Genomic DNA, 20,916 nt, shown 5'->3' on the forward strand with positions numbered 1-20,916 from the left:
CGGCCAAGCTTACCCGCCGGCGGGGTGATGTCAAACGAAAAATCTGCGTCTTGTCTATTGCAATTCGTGCAGGGCTTGGCGGCCTTGGGATTGCGGCGTTGCAGAAGTTTCATTGCCGATTTAGCCGGCCCCCGCCACACTCGTGTTCAGCAACCCGCCCCACCCCGGCGCCGCCCTCGGGCGCCCCCGCATGGAACCCCCGGCAATGCGACCCATCCCGACCCTGCTGACCCTGGCCCTGGCCGCCGCCTTCGGCGGTTTTACCGCCACCGCCATCAATGCCCACCTGGACAACCGCGCCAGCGCGGCCACCCTGGGCACGGTATTGCCCACCACCGCCGCGCTGCCGGCCGCGGTCGCCGGGCAGGCGGTGCCATCGCTGGCCCCGATGCTGGAACAAGCCATGCCAGCGGTGGTCAGCGTCAACACCAAACAAGTGGTGCGGGTGCGCAACCCCTACTTCGATGATCCGTTCTTCCGCCGCCTGTTCCCGCAGGTGCCGCAGGAGCGCATCAACGAGTCGCTGGGCTCGGGCGTGATCATCGATGCAGCGCGCGGTTACGTACTTACCAACCACCACGTAGTGGAGAACGCCGACGACGTGCAGGTCACCCTGGCCGACGGGCGCACGGTCAAGGCCGAGTTCCTCGGCTCGGACCGCGACACCGACATCGCGCTGATCCGCATCCCGGCCGAAAAACTCACCGCGCTGCCGCTGGGCAACAGCGACCAGCTGCGCGTGGGCGACTTCGTGGTGGCGATCGGCAACCCGTTCGGCTTCAGCCAGACGGTCACCTCCGGCATCGTCTCGGCGGTGGGCCGCAGCGGCATCCGTGGGCTGGGCTACCAGAACTTCATCCAGACCGACGCCTCGATCAATCCGGGCAATTCCGGCGGTGCGCTGGTCAACCTCAGCGGCCAGCTGGTGGGCATCAATACCGCCAGCTACAACCCGCAGGGCAGCATGGCCGGCAACATCGGCCTGGGCCTGGCCATCCCCTCCAACCTTGCCCGCGATGTGGTCGAGCAGCTGATCACCAAGGGCGTGGTGGTGCGCGGCACGCTGGGCGTGGAAACCCAGAACCTGACCCCGCAGATCGCGCAGGGGCTGGGCCTGGAGGAAGCACGTGGCGCGCTGGTGACACGGGTGCTGGCTGGTTCCGGTGCTGCCGCTGCAGGCGTGAAGGCTGGCGACGTGGTCACCGCCATCAACGGCCAGCGCGTGGACAGCGCGCAGGCGCTGCACAATTTCGAAGGCCTCTCCACGGTGGGCCGCACGGTCGACCTGGAAGTCCGCCGCGACGGCAAGCCGCTGCAGCTCAAGGCCACCTTGAAGGAACAACCGCGCGCCGTGGTCGGCGACACGCTGGACCCGCGCCTGACCGGTGCAACCTTCGTCGACCTGCCCGAATCGCTGCGCCAGGCCGGCATCAACGGCGTACTGGTCAGCGAAGTCGCACGCGGCAGCCGCGCCGCGCAATCGGGCCTGGCCGGTGGCGATGTGATTCTTGCAGCCAGCAGCGGTGCGTTCACCGACCTGGCCGGCTGGCGCGCCAGCTTCAGCCAGCGCCCGCCACAGCTGGTGCTGAGCATCCTGCGCGGCGGCAGCCAGCGCGGCCAATTGATGATGCGATGATGCCCAGGTGAGCATCGGGTTGCGGCGGCGTAACGTTGTTTACACCCCGCAACTGGTATTTGTTGAGTTCTGTTGCAACCGCGCGCCATCTGGCGCACCCGCTGAAACCAGGAGATCACGATGAGCCCCACCAATACCGAGAACATGAAGGACCACCTGGGCGAGGCTGGCGCACACCTGAAGTCCGCCGCTTCCGCCGCTGGCTCGGCCGTCAAGGGCGCTGCCGGTGCTGCCGGCGACGAACTGCGTCTGGGCAAGGCCAATCTGAAGGCCGAACTGTCTGACAGCGCGCTGTCGGGCCTGGCTGCTGCTGAACTGGGCGGTGCCGCCGCCAAGGAACAGGTCGACGCCTTGATGGACAAGGGCAAGGACTTGATGGACAGCGCCGCCGACCTCATCCGTGAGCGTCCGCTGGCCTCGTTCGGCGTGGCCTTCGCCGCTGGCTGGATCATCGCCAAGCTCGCCCGCAGCAACGACTGATCGGCGTGAGCGAAAACGCAACACCGCCCACTGGCGACGACACCACCCCGGGCCCCGCGCCCGGGCTGGAAGAAAGCATCCGCCAGGTTGGCGCCGCCGGCCGGCAGACGCTGGATTCGGCAGGCCACGCCGCACGTTCACTGCGGCGTCTGGTCTCGGCCGATTTTGCACTGGCCCGCAGCGCGTTTGGGCGGGCCCTGGCCTGGAGTGGCGTGGCCATCGTGTTCGGCGCATCGGCGTGGCTGCTGCTGGCCGCCACGCTGGTGGCCCTGCTGCAATACCTTGGCCTGTCCTTGTTCGTGTCGCTGCTGATCCCGACGGCGCTGAGCCTGGCGATCACCGGCTACGGCATCTGGCGGGTCTCGTATTTCTTCCATCACACCGGCATGCATGCCACACGCCGGCAGCTATCGCGGCTGGGTTTGTTCGATGAGCCCAACGGCGATGATCCCGACGCCGATGTGACGCTGCCAGGGGAGGAACAACGATGAATTTCGACGCCCTGCAGCGCCGGGTACGCCGTGCCGAGGCCGTGGTGCAGGTCCGCAACGAGGAAACCACCCAGCAATGGGAGCTGCTCAACCATACCTGGCGCAGCGCCTGGACCCCCGGCCGCATCATCGTGGTTGGGCTGGCCGGTGGTTTCTTGGCCGGCAAGCTGGAACCCGGCGGTGCCTTCAGTGGTGCGCGCTGGCTGCAGATGATCGGTTCGGTATCCGGACTGGTCGCCTCGGCGCAGGCCTCGGTGGCTTCGTTCGCCGCCGCAGCAGCGGGCATGGCCGCCAGCCATGCGGCCGATGCCGCAGATGAGGCTGGCGATGCGGCACACGCCGCCGCGCACAACGCTGCGCCAGCATCAGCCACTCCTGCCAACCCGGCGACGGCGGCCAATACGCCCAATCCTGTACCGCCGCGCGCCGCCGAAGCCGCCACGGAACTGTCAGAATCCTGAGCCGGGCGCGGCATCGCGCCGCGCCCTTCCGCCGGAGCCTCGCCCGCATGTCCGAGCCGTTGCCCGTAGCCGCCGCAGCCCCGGCCGACCCCACTGCGCCCCCACCACGTCCACGCGCGCCCGTTGCGCTGTTGGTGCTGGCAACGCTGGCGGTGGGCTATACCTTGTGGGCCGCGCAGGAGGTCATCCTGCCGGTACTGCTGGCGATGTTCTTCGCCCTGATCGGCAACCCCATCATCCGCCTGCTGCAGAAACTGCACCTGCCCCGCTTTCTAGGCGCGCTGCTGGTGCTGTCGGCCGGTTTGGCCGGCAGTGGCTTGCTGGCGGTGCAACTGGCCGGCCCGGCCAGTGAGTGGGTGCAGGAAGCCCCGCAGCAGATGCGGCAGATCTCGCGCCAGGTGCAGGACTTCGTCAAACCGGTGCAGCAGGCCAACCAGGCCGCCGAGAGCTTTGCGCGCGCGGCCGGTGGTGAAGGCAACCGCAAGGTGCAGGTGATCCGCACCCAGCTCGACGATCCTTACAAGGCGCTGGTGCGCACCCCCAAACTGGCGGCCTCGGCGTTGGCGGTGGTGCTGCTGGCGCTGTTTTTCATGATCTACGGTGAAAACCTGCAGCGGCACGTGATCGCGCTGCTGCCCAACCGTCAGCAGAAACGCTTCACCGCCGAAATCCTGCGCTCGATCGAACGCGAGATATCGCGCTACGTCCTCACCATCACGGTGATCAACATCGTCCTGGGTCTGGTGCTGGCCGGCATCCTGATGCTGCTTGGCATCGAAATGCCCGAGGCGCTGCTATGGGGCACGGTGGCGGCGCTGCTGAACTTCGCACCGTATGTGGGACCGCTGATCGGCATCGTGCTGATGCTGCTGATGGGCTTCGTCGAATTCCGGGACCCGTTCACCGCGTTGTTGCCGGCACTGGCCTATCTGGGCCTGCATACGCTGGAAGGGCAATTGATCACGCCTATCGTGCTCGGCCGCAGCATGGCGATTTCACCGCTGATGCTGATCCTGGCGCTGATGCTGTTCGGCTGGCTGTGGGGCATGGTCGGGCTGCTGCTGGCGGTGCCGCTGCTGGTCTGCGTGAAACTGGTGCTGAGCCGCGTGGACGGCATGCACGGCTGGGCCAAGCTGCTGGAATAGCGTCATCCACCCAAACATTTCAATAATCCTGAAGCCGGGGCGAGAGCTCCGGCCTCGTATCTTTTGTAGGAGCGGCGTCAGCCGCGAAGCTGATGGTGCTGAAGCAACCAGCACCTCTGCCAACTGACGATATACCTGCTTCGCGGCTGACGCCGCTCCTACAAAATCCTGCAGCCGGCATGCCCGATCGCGCTTCCCCGGGCCACACCCCCGACCGCCGACAGGCCCGGCTCACGGGCATGGCGTAAAATGACCGGATGAACTTCCCCGTACTTGCCATCACCCTCGATCTGGACGACACGCTGTGGCCGTTCGCTCCCATCGGCGCCCGCATCGACCAGGTGCTGCACGACTGGATGCTGCAACACAGCCCAGCCACCGCCAGCATGTACCCGGTGCAGGCCATGCGTGAACTGCGCGAACGCTCGTTCCGCGACAACCCGCAGCTGCACTACGACCTGAGCGCATTGCGCCGGCTGACCCTTGCCGAAGCGCTGGAAAAGAGCGGCGCAAGCATGGACCTGCTGGACCCGGCCTACGAAGCGTTCTACGCCGCACGCAACCAGGTCGAGTTCTATCCCGACGCCTTGGCTGCGCTACGCCGCATCGCCGCGCGCGTCCCGGTGGCGGCGGTGAGCAATGGCAACGCCGACCTGCAGCGCATCGGCATTGGCGAACTGTTCGCCTTCCAGCTGGGTTCGCGCGAACACGGTGCAGCCAAGCCGGACCCCAGCATTTTCCATGCCGCCTGCGAACGCCTCGGGGTTGAACACGCGCAGGTACTGCACGTCGGCGACCACGCCGAAATGGACGTGGCCGGCGCGATGCGCGCAGGCCTGCGCGGTTGCTGGATCAACCGCGAAGAACACACATGGACCCACAGCGAGCTGCAGCCCGACCTGCAGTTCGACACCCTGACCGGACTGGCCGACTGGCTGGATGCAGGCGCATCCACCCCGCAGCGCTGAGCCCACGGCCGCCATCAGACGATTCAGAGAACACCATGACCCCGATTACCGCTTATACCTCCGATTCCTCCAACGCCCTGCCGCTGTACGTGCTGGACCGCGATGGCTTTGCCGCATGGAAGGCGCAGCAGCCGGCCGCCGTGCAGGCATGGGCCAGCGCCCAGCAGTTCAACGCCGCGCCGCACAGCGTGCTGCTGCTGCCCGGTGACAACGGCATAGCCGGCGCGGTGCTGGGCGTTGGCGATCACGCCGATGCCTACGCCTATGCGCATGCACCGTTTGCGTTGCCGGCCGGCACCAGCTGGAAGGTTGCCAACGCGCTGGACGCCAGCAGCAGCGCCAATCTGCAGATCGGCTGGGGCCTGGGCGGCTACCGCTTCGACCGCTACCGCAAGCTGGCCCGCCCGGCCGCGCAGTTGCTGGCAACGCCGGCCGCCGAAGTGCTGGACGTGGTGACCGCCTGCCTGCGCGTGCGCGATTGGGTCAACACGCCCACCGAAGACATGGGCCCGCAGCAGCTGGAAGACGCCGCGCGCGAACTGGCCGACAGCCATGGCGGCGAGCTGGAAGTAATTGCCGGCGATGAGCTGCTGGAGATGAACTTCCCCACCATCCATGCAGTGGGCCGCGCCTCGCACCGCGCGCCGCGCCTGATCGTGCTGCGCTGGGGCACCGCCGGTGCGCCGCACCTGGCGCTGGTCGGCAAGGGCGTGTGCTTCGACACCGGCGGCCTGGACCTGAAGCCGGCCGATGGCATGCGCAACATGAAGAAGGACATGGGCGGCGCCGCACACGCCATCGCACTGGCAGGTCTGGTGATGGCGCAGCAGCTGCCGGTGCAGCTGACCCTGGTGGTAGCTGCTGTGGAAAATGCGGTGGGCCCGGATGCGTTCCGTCCCGGCGAAGTGATCACCACCCGCAAGGGCATCACGGTGGAGATCGACAACACCGACGCCGAGGGCCGGCTGGTGCTGTGCGACGCGCTGACCTACGTCAGCGAGCAGAACCCGCACACCATCCTCGATTTCGCCACCCTCACCGGTGCCGCGCGCATCGCGCTGGGCCCGGATCTGCCGGCGCTGTTCGCCAATGACGACACCCTGGCCAACCAGTGGCTGCAGGCCGGCGACAGCACCCGTGACCCGCTGTGGCGCATGCCGTTGTGGCGTCCGTATCTGCGTTACCTCAACAGCGGCATCGCCGACCTGGCCAACGCCGGCTCGCGCATGGCCGGCTCGGTAACCGCAGCGCTGTACCTGGAGCGCTTCATCAACGAAGGCCAGGTGTGGGCGCATCTGGACGTGTACGCCTGGAACGACGGCGAACGCCCGGGCCGCCCGGCCGGTGGCGAAGCACTGGCGCTGCGTTCGGCGTGGTCGATGTTGAAGGTGCGCTACAGCGCCTGAGCCAGGCGCTTGTACCCCCTCCCTTGCGCGTAGCGCAGGGGAGGGTTGGGGAGGGGTGAGCTTTTGCGTTTGATCTACGCTTGAAGCTTGCCGCGCTTGGCTTGATGTGATTGCCTTGAAGCAACGGCCGAAGCACCCCTCCCCAACCCTCCCCTTGCCTATGGCAAAGGGAGGGAGCTGATCATCAAGCCTTCAAGGCTGCCAGCGACTCGGCCTGCAGCCGCTCGTAGATCGCGAACTCATCGCTGACCGTCGCGCCCAGGGCCTGCTCGAAGGCATCACGGTTGGCACGCGCGGCATACGCACGCTGCTCGCCGCCGCCCAGATTGGACTGGAAAATACCCGCCGCACTCACCGGCAGGAAATCCTCGTAGATGATCGGATCGGCATTGACCAGGCCGCGCTCGATCAATACTTCCGCCGGCAACGCACGCGTATCCGCATCAGCCGCAAGACCGGCATCGGTCAGGCTGTAACGGTAATAGCCCAGGCCTTCGCGGCGCAGCGTTGCATGCTCATCCGGGAACGCGGCAAACGCGTCCTGCAGGCGCTGCGTGTAGTCACCACCGGCGCTGCCTTCGCCACCACGCGCCTGCGCAAGCAAGGCGTCATACAGATCGCGGCCCTTTGGCGTGAGCGCCAGCCCGCGCTGCTCGATTTCGCCAAAGCGTGCGGTATGGGTACCGGCTTCGTTGTCGGCACCGGAGGGGAAATGCACCATTTCCTCCAGCGCCTTGAAGCTGGTCTGGCGCAGCAGGATGGCGCAGTTGCGGCGCGGCGGGCCTTCAATCACCGCCTTTGCGGCAAGCCCACGCGCGTGCATCGCCGCCTGCGCGGCATCGATGTCCAACGTGCGCGGGGTGAGGTGGTTGATATGCGGGCCACGGAAACTGACAACGTCCGCCACCAGGCGATGCGCGCCGTGCAGGGCGTGATACGTCTCCAGCGACACCGTGGCCTCGTTGTGCCAACGGAAGGTTTCCAGCGACTCAACGACGAAGCGCCAAGCATCGTCTTCGCTCAGGCCACCCTCGCGCTCGCACTGCTCGATCAGCTGCAGCGCACCGGCGGTGAAGATGTTGCGGCGGGCCAGGATCTCGGCGGCCTGCGCGCGCAATGCCGCGTCTTCGATCAACTCCAGCCGCAGCAGCGAGGTGAACACGCGGAACGGGTTGCGGTTCAAGGACTCGCCATCCACCGGCCGGAACGCGGTGGAATGCACCGGCACGCCGGCCACCGACAAATCGTAGTAACCCACCGGATGCATGCCCATCACCGCAAACAGGCGGCCAAGCGTGGCCAGCTCCTGCGCGGTGCCGACGCGGATCGCCCCGTGGCGCTCCACGTCCAGGCGTTCGCGCTCGCCGCTGCGCTGCATCTGCGCGGCCAGTTCCGGCTGCGCGGCGAGGACGTCGGCGTTGATCGCGCCAACCAGTTCCACCAGCGTGCCGTACAACGGCACTTCGGTGCGGTACATATGCGACATCGCCTGCGAGAACAGGCTGCGGATGTGATCGGGCGAAACGAAACGGTCGGCGGTCATGACAAAGCACTTTGACGCGAAATCGAAGGATCGCCATTTTCGCCCGGAATCGACCGCGACGCCTATGCCCTCAGCAGCAAATGCGGCCGCCGTTTACTCCCCGGCGTCCTTGCGTGCCGCTGCCTCGCGCTGGGCGCGGTCGCCGAGCTGGCGCTGCAACAGCGGATCCAGCGTTATCGGCCGGTCCCAGTGGTCGAAACTGGCGACGATGGCGTGGCGCAGGGCACGCCAGCGCAGGTTGTCCGGTGGCGGTTGCAGGCCCGCCAACACCTCTTTCCAGCTGGCATCGGGCTGCTGTGCGCGCGCCTTCACCGCCGGGCGGCAGTTGCTGCCGCTGAGCCGGCCCCAGAAGCAGGCCAGATAGACATCGCCAGGCTTCCAGCCGTGGTCCTGCAGCAAAGCCTGCACATAGCCCGGGCGGGCACCGGCATAGCGCGCCAGTTCGTCCACAAACGCTTCCGGATAACGCGCGGCATAGGCGTTGATATCGGCCAGCTGCCGGTCAACCCAGGCATCGCCGGTGGCCGGCGCATAGGCCTCGGCCACCGCTGCCGGCACCGGCTGTTGGGCCAGTGCCGGGAATGCCAGCACGGCAGTGCTCAGCAAACCCAGCCGCAGCAGCAATGCCGCACGCCGCGTGGTTGGCCGCCAGCCTGCCGTTGTCACCTCAGCCGCCTTGCGCCGCTGCAGCCTGCGCGGCGACAGCACGTACCGCTTCGGGCCACTGGTGGGCGGTATCGGCGTGATGCAGCCGCGGTTCGTCGGCGGAAACACCGTGCTCGGCTTCATGTGCCCAGGTCATCGCGTACGGGGTATGGATGCCCCAGCCACCCAGCCCCAGCACCGGCTCGATATCCGAGCGCAGCGAGTTGCCGACCATCACGAAGCGCTCGGCCGGCATGTTGAACTCGGCCAGCACCTTGGCATAGGTGCCGGGGTCCTTTTCCGAGACGATCTCGATGCGCGGGAACAGATCCAGCAGGCCGGAACGCTCGATCTTCTGCTCCTGGTGGAACAGATCGCCCTTGGTGATCAGCACCACCGGGAATTCGGCGGCAATCGCTGCCACGGCGTCGCGGACGCCATCAATGACATCGACCGGATGCTCCAGGGTGCGGCGGCCGATCTCGACGATCTGGCGCAGGTCATGCGCGGAAATCTTCTCGTCGGTGAGTTCGATCGCTGCTTCCAGCATCGACAAGGTCATGCCCTTGGCGCCATAGCCGAATACGGCCAGATTGCGCCGCTGCACCTTGAGCAGATGCTGGGCGGTGCCGGCATCGTGCAGGTCGATGTAACTGCTCAGGATCAGGCCGAATTCGTGCTCGGCCTTCTGGTAATAGTCTTCGCTCTTCCAGAGCGTGTCATCGCCGTCGAAGCCAACCAGGCCGATGGCGGAAGGGGAGGTCTGCGTGTTCATGCCGCACAGGATAGCAATCTGTCCCGCAGTGAATAGGGGATTGCTCTGGGAAGGCCCCGATTGGTCAGTTGGATTGGCCGGTGGGGCAAAGCGCGAGGGCTTTCAGTTAAGGCGAAGATCAACTGCTAAAGCACCCCTCCCCGGCCCTCCCCTGCGCCAGGCGCAAGGGAGGGGGCAAAGCCGGCGCTGCGCGCGAAAGCCATCATCGTGCGAGATCAGCCCCCTCCCTTGCGCCTGGCGCAGGGGAGGGTTGGGGAGGGGTGCTCCTGAAGCTCCTCCATCAATCCGGATTACTTCTTCTGTGCAGCTGCATACGCCCGGTATTCCTCAGGCGTCAGCTTGCCATCCTTGTCGGCATCGGCCTGGTCGAACACCTGTGCCAAGCCGGCATTGGCCTGCGATTCGGTCTTGGTGATGGCGCCATCACCATCGGCATCCACATCAGCCCAGCTCTGGCCACCACCTGCCGCTGCCGATGCCTTGGCCGCGCTGCTCGATGCACTGGCTGCAGCGTTCTGCGCCTGATCAGCCGAATCCTGTGCCTGCGCGGCCTGGGCCTGTGCAGCGGCGGCCTGATCCTGTGCATCCTGCGCCATGGCCGGCAATGCAAGCGCGGAACCTACGATGGCAACCAGGGCGAACAGCGGAGTGCGATTACGAACGGTCATCAGGTCTTCCTCGTGTGTTGGCAAAAGCGCGGAAATTCCGCACACCCCAACCCTGACAAGCTGCGACTGAATCGTTCGTACCCCATAAAACAGCGGACAACATCCTGTTAACCACTTGCGCCAGTTCAGCGGTTACCGCCGACGTTAGCCATGCATGAAACGAACGTAAGCCGATGATTAGAGCGTTCCATCCACCGCCACTATCGCCGCACATCTCGCCGTTCAAGCACCATCGGTGGCATCAGCCAGCGGTTGCCGCGAACTGAACAGCAACCAACCCAGGCCAACTCCCACAGCCACACCGATCAACTCAAGCAGCACGCGCGTGCCCAACTGGTCCGGGTCATGGATCGAAGCCAGCGCCAATTTGGCGTACAGCGGCGACTGCAGATTGATCATCCCCAGCGAGAACAGTTTCCAGCTATCCACACCGGCTGCGATGGCCGCCGCTATCAACGCGGCATAGGCGATGGCATGACCATGCCGCAGCCCGGTGCGGCGGCAGACCTGCCACCACAGCGCGAACACCACAAAGCCAATGGCCAGGGCGATCAAACCCGCCTCAAGCGAGCCCAGCAGGCCGTAATGCAGAACCAGATTCATGGGCGCAGCGCGGTCCATTCGAGGGACTGCAGTCTAACCGCCCCTGTGCCGGCTAACGCACCGGGAAGTCGTACGCCGTGGTCGGCGTGGGCTCGGGCTTGAAGGTGTAATGCCACCATTCCATCGGATAGTTGGCAAACCCCTGCGCCTGCATGGCGTCCAGCAGCAGTTGCCGGTTCTGCTTTTGCGCCGCGCTGATATCGGGATTGGCGGTATGCGCGAGCACATCGAAGCGATCGAAACCGGTGCCCATGTCCATTGCAGCGCAGGGCCCGTTGCGGCAGTCCAGCACGCCAAGGTCCACCGTGGCCGCGCGGCTGTGGCCGGAGGTCTCGGCGATATACCCGTCCAGCAGCCGGCTCTTGTCGATATTGGGGTAATAGCGCTGCTTGGCGAGCTGATCCTTGCCGTCGTGCACCCAGGCAACAAAGGACGTCACCGAATGCACCGGCCGGTAGCAGTCGAAAACCTGCAGGCGGTAGCCCTGTGCACGCAGGCCGCGCTGCACACGTGCCAGCGCCTGGGCAACCGGCTGCAGCAGATAGCAACGCGGCGCTTCGTAACCCGGCACGATGCGGCCGGTGAAGTTGTCGGTGCCGGCGTAGCGGATGTCCAGCGCGATATCCGGCGCCAGCGTGGTGACGTCGACGATGCCGGCCTGGGCAGGTGTTCTTGCTGCAGACACCTGCACTTGCTGAGCAAGCGCGTTCAATGGCAACAGCGCCAGCAACAACGGTAGCGATCTAGCGGCAATCGCCACGGCGTTGGAATTCCAGATCAGGGTAGTCATAGCTGAAGTCGATATCCGGGTCGATGGCGCGTAGTTGCAGCCGTGGTTGTTGCGCGTCGCCGGAGAACTCCAGCCACGCATCGGCATCTTCACCCAATCCCTGCCAGGCCACATACCAGCGCTCACCTGCGCGCATCACCTGCCCGGTCATACGCGGTGACTTGACCGAGGCAAACTGCAGCTTGCCATCGCGTGGGCACACGGACACCTCGCCAAACCATGGGTCCTGCCAGATACCGGCTTTGTCGCCGAACTCCGCCGGCGTGGCGGCACGCGCCGCCGGCAAGGCCGGGCGCACGTGACCGGCCGAGCGTCGCTGCGCGGCCGCTTCGTCGATCAACCGAGCGTAATGCAGCACATCCTGGTTTGCGGCCGCTGCGGTGTAATGCTTGAGCATGGCCTGCATCAGCGCGGTACGTGCGTCTTCGCCCTCACCGTTGATCAGGATCACAACACCGGTCCTGCGGTCGGGCAGCAGGGCCAACGAGGAATACATGCCAGACAGGGTGCCGGTGTGGGCGACCTTCCATTGCCCATCCATATCCGACAGACGCCAGCCATAGCCATAAGCGTAGAAGTGCGTGTTGTCCCAGTCGCGCAGGCGCTGGCTGATCGGCATCGGCATATGCGCCGTCCACAATGCGCGACGCTGGGTGGCATCCAGCCAGCCCGGTGCCCGCGCCGGATCCAGCAACACCTGCATCCAGCGAAGCATGTCATTGAGGCTGCAGCGCACACCGCCAGCGGCCATCGATGGAAAATCGCTGACCTGGGCCGGATCACGCTCGGCGGCGATATTGCGCCTGCCATCACGCTGATGCGGCTGGGCGATATTGCCAAGCGCCGCCGGTGACCACGCGCCTACCTGGCAGCGTTGCATGCCCAACGGCTGGAAGATTTCCTCGCGCACCAGCTGCGCGTATGGCTTGCCACCAGCAGCAGCGGCGACTTCGCCGGCAACCACATACATGAGGTTGTCGTAGGCGTACTCACTGCGGAAGCTGCCGGTCGGCTTCAGATGCGCCAAGCCGGCAATGATGTCATTGCGATTAAAGTTGTTTGGTTCTGGCCACAGCATCAGATCACCAGCGCCCAAGCCGAGGCCGCTGTTGTGGATGAGCAGATCACGCACCTGCATGTTGCGCGTCACCCACGGGTCCTGCATGCGGAATTGCGGCAGATGCCGGGTGACCTGGTCGTCCCAACGCAGCTTGCCGGCCTGCACCAGCCGCGCCAGCACTGCCGCCGTCATCGCCTTGGTATTGGAGGCGATCTTGAACAGGCTGTCGTCATTGATTGCCGCGCCCTGCCCTGCAACCAGCTCACCGCGCGTACCGCGATAGACAAGCTTGCCGTCCTCGATCACGCCCATGGCGATACCGGGCAGCTGGTAATGCTGCACAGCCTGATCGAGCAGGGCGTCGAAGGGCGCGCTACCCGCATTCTCCGCAGCCACTGCCTGCGTTGTTCCACCCAATGCGACGCTTGCGGCGAACAACCAGATCCTCAATCCCACGATCACTCCTCCCAAAAGCGAACGGCCCGCCGAAGCGGGCCGTTCTTACAAGCTACATCAGAAGTTCCAGTTGACCATCAGCTGCGCATAGCGCGGTGCCTGCCAACGTGTCCCGGTACCGAAGGTGTCGCGCATGACACCCGGCTGACCTTCGTAACGGGCAGCCACGTTGATCACTTCCTGGGTATTGATCAGGTTGTAAACCGACAGGCTGGCCTTCAGGTCAATACCTTCGACCGGCAACGTCCAGGTGACGGTAGCTCCCAGGTTGTAGGTCCACGGCATGCGGCCGAAGTCACCGCGCGGCGAGTAACGGTATACGCGGTCCTGCCACGCGCCACTGCACTTGTCCACGCACAGCCAGCCGGTACCGCCACCACTGCCGGTGCTCGTGTAGCTGGCCACTGCGGTGTTCTCATCCGGCCAGGTCACACCGAATGCAGTGATCGGACCACCGGACAGTGCCGTGAACGTACTGCCAAACGACCACATTTCATTGAGCTTGTAGCTGGCACGCAGCTTGATCTGGTGACGATGGTCGTTGAACAGATCGCCATAGCGCTGGTTGTTGGCGGGGTGATCCCAATGCTGGACCATGCCGGTATCGGCGTAGTTGGTATCCGAGTTGACCGGACCTTCGTGGTTGCCCGAGGACTTGGACCACAGGTAGGACGCGTTGAACGCCCACTTGTCATCCCACGCACGATCGATCTGGACCTCGATCGACTTGTAGGTACGCTTGGGCTTGGAGTAACCGACGATTTCCTCGCTGCCGGCCTTGATGTAGCCCTCCTTGGAGGTATCGATCGTGACCCAACCGTCCTCAGCACAACCCTGCGCCTTGGTGCCCCACAGGGTCAGCTTGTCACCCGGATTGGCGATCGGCCAGAGATTGCCATGTCGCTTTCCGCACAGCGCATTGATGCGCATGTCATCCATCGCATTGGGCATGCGCCGGTAAGTACCGGTGACACCCCACGACCACGCCTGGTTGATCATCGTCTGGAAGCCGAGGATTGCCTCGTCCTGGTAGACCGCATCCAGATCGCGGTCCACGCTTTGACGCAGATCCTGTACGGCGATGTTCTGGGACTGATCAACCGGGCCGATCTGTGCACCGACGATAGGCGCCATGTACGGCGCGCCGGTGACGGGGTTGGCCTGCTGATTCCAGCCATCCAGCGCATAGTAGGTGTACTCGTCCAGCAGGCCACCGGCAAAGTTGTAGCTCAGGATGCTCGGGATTGGCATGTAGTAGCGGCCAAGGTTACCGAACAGCTTGGTGCTGCCGTCACCCTTCATATCCCACGAGAAGCCCAGACGCGGCGAGAACAGATTGTCCTGCTTGGTGAACGTGGTGCCCACCGTGGTCATGTTCTCGAAATTATCCATGCGCACGCCGAGGTTCAGCATCAGGTGCGGGGTGACGTTCCAGTTGTCTTCAAGATAGAAAGCGCTGGCCTTGATATCGAACACGCCACCATCTGCGCGCTCACGTGCACGCAGGATGGCGTTGACGCCGCCCGGGACCACCGCGCCGTTATCAAGCAGATTGCCCGGCTTGGTGCCGTAGGCGGTGTAGTACTTGCGGGTAGGCCCTGGGTACTTCGTCTTGCGGTCAGTGGTCATCAGCTCGTGATCCCAACCAAAGCGCAGCTGGTGGTCACCCAATACCCACTCGAAATCCAACCGCTTGGCGATGCGCTCATCTTCATGATCGACGACCGTGCCACCCGGATGGCAGCCCAGCACCGGGCTGCCCATCGCCCGATAGGTGGCGCCATAGCTGGCGTTCTCATAGGTGACGTAGTCGCACAATGCATCGGCCGGTGAGCGGTTGTAGCTGCTGCTGCGGTTGATGCCGTACATCGCCTTGGCAGTGAAATTGTCACCGAAATGACCGGTATAGGTCACCGAACCGCTGGTGCCGCCGCTGGAAGCGGTGGATTGGCTTGGAGCGCCGCTGCCGATGGTCGAGCTGGCGAAATCGTAGGTGTAGATATCAGAATCAACATCACCCTTGTCGGAGAACGCCATCAACTCCAGAAGGTGGTTGTCACTGATATTCCAATCCAGCTTGGTGCCCCAGAAACCATTGTTCGACTCGGCCTTGGTCCAGCTGTTACCTGCAGCATTGGTATTGCCGGAGTTGGTATCCCGCTGCTCATACATGGCAAACAGGAACAACTTGTCCTTGATCAGCGGACCGGACGCCCAGCCGTTGGTCTTGGTGAAGCTGCGACTATCATGGCTGGACCGGACATTGGTCCTGCCATCCTTGTAGTAGTGATCATCCGCTTTCGAGCGGAACGCAGACGGTTCAAAAGTGACCGACACGCCACCCTTGAGCTCGTTGCTGCCCGAACGGCTGACCGCATTGATCACACCACCTGTGGAACGACCGAACTCAGCCGAATAGCCGCCGGTCTTGATCTGGAATTCTTCAAAGAATGCGAACGGTGCGCTGGAGAAACTCTGCCGCTTGTAGAAATCGGTAACGTTCAAGCCGTTGATGAAGATCGAGTTCTCGGCCACCGAGGAGCCGCCGAACGAGATGCCTCCAAACGACGAATTACCAGCGATCACACCGGGCGCCAGCATCGCCACCGAGGACAGATCCTGCGGCACCGGCATGCGCGCGAGGTCTTCGCGATTGATATTGAACGAGGACTCGGTGGAGTAGACATCCACGCGATTGACAATCCTCGAACCAACAACCTGCACCGAATCCAGGTTTACCGCATTGCCCGAGCTACCCCCACCCAGGTTGACGCTGGTAGTGCCACCCAGCGACACATTGACCGCCACCGGCTCCTTGTCGACTTCCCCGTCCCGCTTGACCTGCAGGCTGTAATCGCCCACCGGCAACTGGCTCAGACGATAAGAACCATCGCTGCCGACGGTGACGCTGCGGGTCAAACCCGTTGCTTTATTTACGACGGTGATCTGGTCACCGGAGTTTGCACGGCCGGCAATCGCACCGTTCGCACTTTGTGCCATCACGCTTGGCGCGATGACGCCAAGACAGGCACCCAATGCGACGGTCAGTGCCGCCCTTTTCAACATTTTCCTGTTCATCCCCTGCTCTCTCCTGCAGATGTAGATCGGTAAGTAAGACAACGGTTACGACGTTCTATTACTTGGACTCCGGCGCCAAGATCTCGGTCTCGAAGTCGTATTGCCACTGGTTGAAGTAAAGGTTCCCCCCTTCCCACTCAACCTCACCTCGTTGCAGATCAACGGTCTCCGAACGGAAGTGCTGCTTGGCAGGCACGAACGCGCGTGAGTAGTCATCGTTGAACGCGATGCGGTAGGCATCCAGCCCGCCGAAATAGAAATTGCGCTGCGCCGGAAGCTCGCTGTTCAGTGCGCCGGTGCTTACATCCATCGGCACCCAGCCGTAGGGCGCAAGATAGAGCGCGCCCCAATCGTGCAGATTGTTGTAGCCGACCTCGTTGTCCGAATAGACCATACCCGACTGCCAGCGCGCCGGAATGCCGTTCATGCGCAGCAGCGAGATCAGCAGCAAGGTCTGCTGGCCGCAATCGGCGTGACCGGCGTGCAGCGCGTAGTCGGAAATATTGCTGATCGTCGAGTATTCGCGGGCGCCGCCCCAGGGAATCGCATCCACCGCGTCGAACAACTTCTTGGCCACACGATACGGATTGGTTTCATTGCCCACCGCCTTGCGCGAGAACTCACGCATGGCCGGAGTGAACACCACATGCGGTGCGCGTTCGGCCAGGTAGGGCGCAAGCGCCGGGTCTCGCGGCGTTGGCAGTACCTTGTCCGGGTCGATGATGAAACGACGCGCGGAGATCGTCAGCTCATAGCTGACCGAAAACTCGGTCGGCGTGCCGGCAACGGCCTTGCGTTCCAGATAGGCGGTGCGTTGCAGCGTGTCTTCCGGCGCGACCTGCGCGCCCTGCGGCACGCTGGCCAGCCATTGGATGTTCTCCTGCTGGCCGGGGATGGACCGCGGATACGGCAGCCATGCGCGCACGGTCTGCCCGGCAGGTACCGCGTCGGCTTCGACCTTGATCGATTGGGTCACGCGCACCCGACGCGGAGTAATGCTGGTCTGGCCGCTCTGCTCCGAGGCCTTGATCACCTCGACATGGTGCTTGCCCAGCCGCTCGTACGGGCCGGGGCGGGAAACACGCTTGTCCAGCGGCCGGCGGTTGGACGCCTCGGCACTGAACAGGAATAGATTATTTGGCGCGCGCTTGAACCAGCGACGCTGACCATCGATGTCCAGGTGCTCGATCAGCCCGGCGGCATCCCAGGCGGCGAACTCTTCATCGCGCAGGTCCGGCACCGATTTGCGTACGGCAGCCTTGGCCTGGGCTTCGTCGAGGGTGAAATCCAGACGGATGCGGCGCATGCGTTCGCGCTGGAACAGGTAGGACGCGCGGGTATCGGCGTCCACGCCAGGTGCAGCCAAGGCCTTGTCGATCTCAGCCTGGGCTCCGGCAAAATCGCCACGGTCCACGCGTGCCGCAAGCTCGGGCAATGGCTTGGCGGGCGCCTCGGCGGCATGGACGGTACAGGCCATGCCCATGCACAAGGCAGTGGCGAGGACCTTGCGGGCGAACGGTACGCGGGCAAAGCGGGCAGAATCGGCGTTTGATGCCACGGCAACACTTCCACGTGCGGGGTGGTTAACGCTGTTTAACACGCACCCGGTACACGGTCAATAATTTATTCTTGCTTTCGTCGGAGAAAGGAATAAATATTCCAGAGCATCAACGAGGGGAACTCTCAATGCCTGCTTTGCCGCCGCTGTCGCAGCGCCGACGTCTCGCCCCGCTTGCGCGGGCCTTGATCCTTGCCACAGCGCTGTGCGCCGGGCCGGTTTTCGCCTTGTCGCCGCCACCTGCGGCCACTCCGGTGCCCGGCTATGCCGGCATCATCGGCCTGCAACCGGACCTGCTGGCGCCGCAACCGTGGATCGCCGCGCTGCCCAACGCCGATGCGGTGATCCTGGACCGGGCCGCAATCGACGCGCAGAACGCGCACATGCGCCAGCTCGATGCCTCCATCATCGACCTGCACACGCTGCCGGCGCTACTGCCACAAGTATGGGTGCGCGAGCAGATCGGCAAGATTTCGCGCGCGCCCAGCCGCACCCTGTATGACGTCAAGGGTCGCGAGGTCGGCGCCGCCCAGTTGCAGGCGGTTACCGCCAACCTCGGTCTGGACGCGGTTCCGGCCAGCCGCCCGATCCAATACGGGCTGGTCGTGCACCGCGCCGCGCTGCGCGCCTTCCCCACCGAGCTGCGCGTGTTCAGCAGCCAGGGCGATACCGATATTGACCGCTTCCAGGAGTCGGCGCTGTTTCCCGGCGACGCGGTGGCGGTGCTGCATGAAAGCGCCGACGGCAAGTGGGTATTCGTTGCCAGCGAGCGCTATGCAGCGTGGATGGAGAAGCGCTTCGTCGGCGTCGGCAGCGCCGAGCAGGTGTTCGGCTACGGCGCCAAGGGGCCGTACCGGGTAATCACCGCCGGCAAGGCTTTCACCGCGCATACGCCGGAAGAACCGCGCGTCTCCGACCTGCAGCTGGAAATGGGCGTGCGCGTGCCGGTACTGGCTGATTGGCCGGTGATGGATCCGGTCAATGGCCAGCAGGCCCACGCCGGCCATGTGATCCAGCTGCCGGTGCGCAACGACGATGGCAGCCTGGCGTTGGTGCCGGCGCTGCTGCCGCGTTCGCAGGAATCGGCCAGCGACTACCTGCCGCTGACCCAGGCCAACCTGATCACCCAGGCCTTCAAGTTCCTCGGCGAGCGCTATGGCTGGGGCCATTCCTACGACACCCGCGATTGCAGCGGCTTCGTCTCGGAGATCTACCGCAGCTTCGGCGTACTGCTGCCGCGCAATACCAGCGCGCAGGCAATCAGCCCGGCCTTGAACCGCGTGGCGTTCACCGACAAGGACAGCAAGGCCAAGCGCAATGACGCCATCGCCAAGCTGCAGGTCGGCGACCTGATCTACATCCCCGGCCACGTGATGATGATGCTCGGTCAGGTCAATGGCATGACCTGGGTTATCCACGATACTTCCGGTGGCAGCTGGTTCGACGCCAGCGGCAAGCGAGTGCATGCCAGCCTCAACGGCGTATCGATGACCCCGCTGCAGCCGATGATGGCCAGCGACACCGCCAGCTACATCGACCGCATGACCAACATCCAGCGCATCCGCCTGCAAGACACCAAATGAAGATCACCGATATCGAATTGGGCATGCTCCGCGTGCCGTTGAAAACCCCGTTCAAGACCGCGTTGCGCACCGTGGAAACGGTGGAAGACATCGTGGTGATGGTACGCACCGACAGCGGCAACACCGGTTACGGCGAGGCCCCGGCCACGGCGGTGATCACCGGCGATACGCACGGCTCGATCATCGAAGCCATCAACAGCTTCATCAAGCCGCGCCTGATCGGCGAGGACATCAGCAACCTCAACCGCATCTGCGGCTTGATCCAGACCTCGCTTGAGCGCAACACCAGCGCCAAGGCGGCGGTGGAAATCGCCATCTACGATCTGTGGGCACAGCTGCACGGGGCACCGCTGTACCAGATGCTGGGCGGCGGCGATCCGGTGATCACCACCGACATCACCATCAGCGTGGATTACATCGACAAGATGGTGGCCGATTCGCTGTCCGCACTGGACCGTGGCTTCGAGTCGCTGAAGATCAAGGTGGGCAAGGACATCGGCCTGGACATCGAGCGGGTCAAGGCCATCCACGCCGCCGTCGAAGGCCGTGCATTGTTGCGCCTGGACGCGAACCAGGGCTGGACCGCCAAGCAGGCGGTGTATGCGATGAGCGTGCTGGAAAACGCCGGCGTGGTACTGGAGCTGCTGGAGCAGCCGGTGAAGGCGGCGGACATCGCCGGCATGAAGTACGTCACCGAGCGCGTCAACACACCGGTGATGGCCGATGAAAGCGTGTTCAGCCCGCACCAGGTGTTTGACCTGATCCAACAGGGTGCAGCCGACATCATCAACATCAAGCTGATGAAGACCGGCGGCATTTCCAATGCCATCAAGATCGCTGATATCGCCTCGTTGTACGGCGTGCCGTGCATGATCGGCTGCATGCTGGAATCCAGCATCAGTGTGGCGGCGGCGGTACACCTGGGCGTGGCCAAGTCGGGCGCGATCAGCAAGGTGGATCTGGATGGCCCCTCGTTGAGCCAGTTCAATCCGGTGGTAGGCGGGGTGATCTTCAACGAATCGGAGATCAGCATCACCGACGCGCCGGGCCTGGGCATCATCGAGGTACGCGGGCTGGAGATGATCAAGCCGTGATCACGCAGGCGGCAACCGTTCTCTCCCCGGTTGCCGCCGCCGTGGTCGCGCATGCGGGGCGAACTGAAACAGCGCCGGCAATGCCCGGCGCTGTTTTGTTTTGGGGAGCTGCCCAGCCTTCAGCATCTGCTCCTGCTCTAGCCCCCTCCCTTGCGCGCAGCGCAGGGGAGGGTTGGGGAGGGGTAGTTTTTGCTCCTGCCGTTGCTGTTGCCGTTGCCGTTGCCGTTGCCGTTGTTCCAGCTTTTGCTCCACCGGGTCCCCTTCCGCAGCGACGGAGCCGACGGACAAGACCCCGCAGGGGCGGCGTGCATGGATGCACGTCGTTTTTCGACGAGACAGGGACGTCTCGCCGAAAAATCCCGGCGGCGGAGTGGACCCGCGGCGCGCAGCGGCGTGGGCGCGGAGGCAGGGTGTGCTTTCTTTGGGCCACCTTTCTTTGCACAAGCAAAGAAAGGTGTGCTCGCGCCCCGAAGGGG

Annotated in this window: 18 protein-coding genes; 9 read left to right on the plus strand and 9 right to left on the minus strand. The window is 64.3% G+C overall.

Annotated elements, in window-relative coordinates; translation table 11 throughout:
• The first annotated feature begins 205 nt into the window (after positions 1–205).
• From ACVOKO_RS12470 to ACVOKO_RS12500, 7 genes are all read left to right on the plus strand, one after another.
• Positions 206–1,636, plus strand: a complete 1,431-nt coding sequence (locus tag ACVOKO_RS12470) for a Do family serine endopeptidase (protein ID WP_346499225.1) — start codon at positions 206–208, stop codon at positions 1,634–1,636.
• 120 nt (positions 1,637–1,756) lie between these two features.
• The gene (locus ACVOKO_RS12475; protein ID WP_346499226.1) at positions 1,757–2,116 is read left to right on the plus strand and encodes a hypothetical protein; all 360 of its coding nucleotides are present in this window, start codon (positions 1,757–1,759) and stop codon (positions 2,114–2,116) included.
• A 5-nt stretch (positions 2,117–2,121) separates the two neighbouring features.
• A complete protein-coding gene (locus ACVOKO_RS12480) occupies positions 2,122–2,607 on the plus strand; it encodes a phage holin family protein (protein WP_346499227.1) in 486 nt (161 codons plus the stop codon).
• The gene (locus tag ACVOKO_RS12485) at positions 2,604–3,068 is read left to right on the plus strand and encodes a protein sip-5 (RefSeq protein WP_346499228.1); all 465 of its coding nucleotides are present in this window, start codon (positions 2,604–2,606) and stop codon (positions 3,066–3,068) included. Before ACVOKO_RS12480 ends, ACVOKO_RS12485 begins: the two co-directional genes overlap by 4 nt.
• 47 nt (positions 3,069–3,115) lie before the next feature.
• The gene (locus ACVOKO_RS12490) at positions 3,116–4,213 is read left to right on the plus strand and encodes an AI-2E family transporter (protein WP_346499229.1); all 1,098 of its coding nucleotides are present in this window, start codon (positions 3,116–3,118) and stop codon (positions 4,211–4,213) included.
• A gap of 257 nt (positions 4,214–4,470) precedes the next feature.
• On the plus strand, positions 4,471–5,181 hold the full coding sequence (locus tag ACVOKO_RS12495) for an HAD family hydrolase (protein WP_346499230.1): 711 nt from the start codon (positions 4,471–4,473) through the stop codon (positions 5,179–5,181).
• 35 nt (positions 5,182–5,216) lie between these two features.
• On the plus strand, positions 5,217–6,587 hold the full coding sequence (locus tag ACVOKO_RS12500; RefSeq protein WP_346499231.1) for a leucyl aminopeptidase family protein: 1,371 nt from the start codon (positions 5,217–5,219) through the stop codon (positions 6,585–6,587).
• Between the two features lie 184 nt (positions 6,588–6,771).
• Here ACVOKO_RS12500 and hglS read toward each other — a convergent pair whose 3' ends face one another.
• From hglS to ACVOKO_RS12545, 9 genes are all read right to left on the minus strand, one after another.
• A complete protein-coding gene (hglS, locus tag ACVOKO_RS12505; RefSeq protein WP_346499232.1) occupies positions 6,772–8,130 on the minus strand; it encodes a 2-oxoadipate dioxygenase/decarboxylase HglS in 1,359 nt (452 codons plus the stop codon).
• A 93-nt stretch (positions 8,131–8,223) separates the two neighbouring features.
• Positions 8,224–8,796, minus strand: a complete 573-nt coding sequence (locus tag ACVOKO_RS12510; RefSeq protein WP_346499233.1) for a hypothetical protein — start codon at positions 8,794–8,796, stop codon at positions 8,224–8,226.
• A gap of 1 nt (position 8,797) precedes the next feature.
• Entirely contained in the window at positions 8,798–9,550 is a 753-nt protein-coding gene (locus ACVOKO_RS12515; RefSeq protein WP_346499234.1) for an HAD family hydrolase, read from the minus strand.
• Positions 9,551–9,840: 290 nt separating this feature from the next.
• Positions 9,841–10,218 (minus strand): EF-hand domain-containing protein, encoded by a 378-nt coding sequence (locus ACVOKO_RS12520; RefSeq protein ID WP_346499235.1) that lies wholly within the window; start codon positions 10,216–10,218, stop codon positions 9,841–9,843.
• 222 nt (positions 10,219–10,440) lie between these two features.
• Positions 10,441–10,821: a hypothetical protein gene (locus ACVOKO_RS12525; protein ID WP_346499236.1), complete on the minus strand. Its 381-nt coding sequence runs from the start codon at positions 10,819–10,821 to the stop codon at positions 10,441–10,443.
• 52 nt (positions 10,822–10,873) lie between these two features.
• Positions 10,874–11,611 carry a M15 family metallopeptidase gene (locus ACVOKO_RS12530; RefSeq protein WP_346499237.1) on the minus strand — a complete coding sequence of 246 codons (738 nt, stop codon included), beginning with the start codon at positions 11,609–11,611 and terminating at the stop codon, positions 10,874–10,876.
• Positions 11,565–13,121 carry a serine hydrolase domain-containing protein gene (locus tag ACVOKO_RS12535; protein WP_430980771.1) on the minus strand — a complete coding sequence of 519 codons (1,557 nt, stop codon included), beginning with the start codon at positions 13,119–13,121 and terminating at the stop codon, positions 11,565–11,567. The genes ACVOKO_RS12530 and ACVOKO_RS12535 overlap by 47 nt, the downstream gene beginning before the upstream one ends.
• A 63-nt stretch (positions 13,122–13,184) precedes the next feature.
• Entirely contained in the window at positions 13,185–16,205 is a 3,021-nt protein-coding gene (locus ACVOKO_RS12540; RefSeq protein ID WP_346499238.1) for a TonB-dependent receptor, read from the minus strand.
• A 58-nt stretch (positions 16,206–16,263) separates the two neighbouring features.
• Positions 16,264–17,682 (minus strand): transglutaminase-like domain-containing protein, encoded by a 1,419-nt coding sequence (locus ACVOKO_RS12545; RefSeq protein ID WP_346499243.1) that lies wholly within the window; start codon positions 17,680–17,682, stop codon positions 16,264–16,266.
• Between the two features lie 209 nt (positions 17,683–17,891).
• Between ACVOKO_RS12545 and ACVOKO_RS12550 the strand changes: the two genes are divergently transcribed.
• Both ACVOKO_RS12550 and ACVOKO_RS12555 read left to right on the plus strand, forming a co-directional pair.
• Positions 17,892–19,346, plus strand: a complete 1,455-nt coding sequence (locus tag ACVOKO_RS12550) for a C40 family peptidase (RefSeq protein WP_346499239.1) — start codon at positions 17,892–17,894, stop codon at positions 19,344–19,346.
• Positions 19,343–20,440, plus strand: coding sequence for a dipeptide epimerase (locus ACVOKO_RS12555; RefSeq protein ID WP_346499240.1), 1,098 nt, complete (start codon positions 19,343–19,345; stop codon positions 20,438–20,440). Before ACVOKO_RS12550 ends, ACVOKO_RS12555 begins: the two co-directional genes overlap by 4 nt.
• The last annotated feature ends 476 nt before the right edge of the window (positions 20,441–20,916 follow it).

It is taken from the genome of Stenotrophomonas sp. STEN240, from assembly GCF_056756175.1.

Excerpts from the sequence above, each read along its gene's own strand:
- ACVOKO_RS12470 (WP_346499225.1), top strand. The coding sequence starts at position 206 with ATGCGACCCATCCCGACCCTGCTGACCCTGGCCCTGGCCGCCGCCTTC.
- ACVOKO_RS12475 (WP_346499226.1), top strand. The coding sequence starts at position 1,757 with ATGAGCCCCACCAATACCGAGAACATGAAGGACCACCTGGGCGAGGCT.
- ACVOKO_RS12485 (WP_346499228.1), top strand. The coding sequence starts at position 2,604 with ATGAATTTCGACGCCCTGCAGCGCCGGGTACGCCGTGCCGAGGCCGTG.
- ACVOKO_RS12490 (WP_346499229.1), top strand. The coding sequence starts at position 3,116 with ATGTCCGAGCCGTTGCCCGTAGCCGCCGCAGCCCCGGCCGACCCCACT.
- ACVOKO_RS12495 (WP_346499230.1), top strand. The coding sequence starts at position 4,471 with ATGAACTTCCCCGTACTTGCCATCACCCTCGATCTGGACGACACGCTG.
- ACVOKO_RS12500 (WP_346499231.1), top strand. The coding sequence starts at position 5,217 with ATGACCCCGATTACCGCTTATACCTCCGATTCCTCCAACGCCCTGCCG.
- hglS (WP_346499232.1), bottom strand. The coding sequence starts at position 8,130 with ATGACCGCCGACCGTTTCGTTTCGCCCGATCACATCCGCAGCCTGTTC.
- ACVOKO_RS12515 (WP_346499234.1), bottom strand. The coding sequence starts at position 9,550 with ATGAACACGCAGACCTCCCCTTCCGCCATCGGCCTGGTTGGCTTCGAC.
- ACVOKO_RS12520 (WP_346499235.1), bottom strand. The coding sequence starts at position 10,218 with ATGACCGTTCGTAATCGCACTCCGCTGTTCGCCCTGGTTGCCATCGTA.
- ACVOKO_RS12525 (WP_346499236.1), bottom strand. The coding sequence starts at position 10,821 with ATGAATCTGGTTCTGCATTACGGCCTGCTGGGCTCGCTTGAGGCGGGT.
- ACVOKO_RS12530 (WP_346499237.1), bottom strand. The coding sequence starts at position 11,611 with ATGACTACCCTGATCTGGAATTCCAACGCCGTGGCGATTGCCGCTAGA.
- ACVOKO_RS12540 (WP_346499238.1), bottom strand. The coding sequence starts at position 16,205 with ATGAACAGGAAAATGTTGAAAAGGGCGGCACTGACCGTCGCATTGGGT.
- ACVOKO_RS12545 (WP_346499243.1), bottom strand. The coding sequence starts at position 17,682 with ATGGCCTGTACCGTCCATGCCGCCGAGGCGCCCGCCAAGCCATTGCCC.
- ACVOKO_RS12550 (WP_346499239.1), top strand. The coding sequence starts at position 17,892 with ATGCCTGCTTTGCCGCCGCTGTCGCAGCGCCGACGTCTCGCCCCGCTT.
- ACVOKO_RS12555 (WP_346499240.1), top strand. The coding sequence starts at position 19,343 with ATGAAGATCACCGATATCGAATTGGGCATGCTCCGCGTGCCGTTGAAA.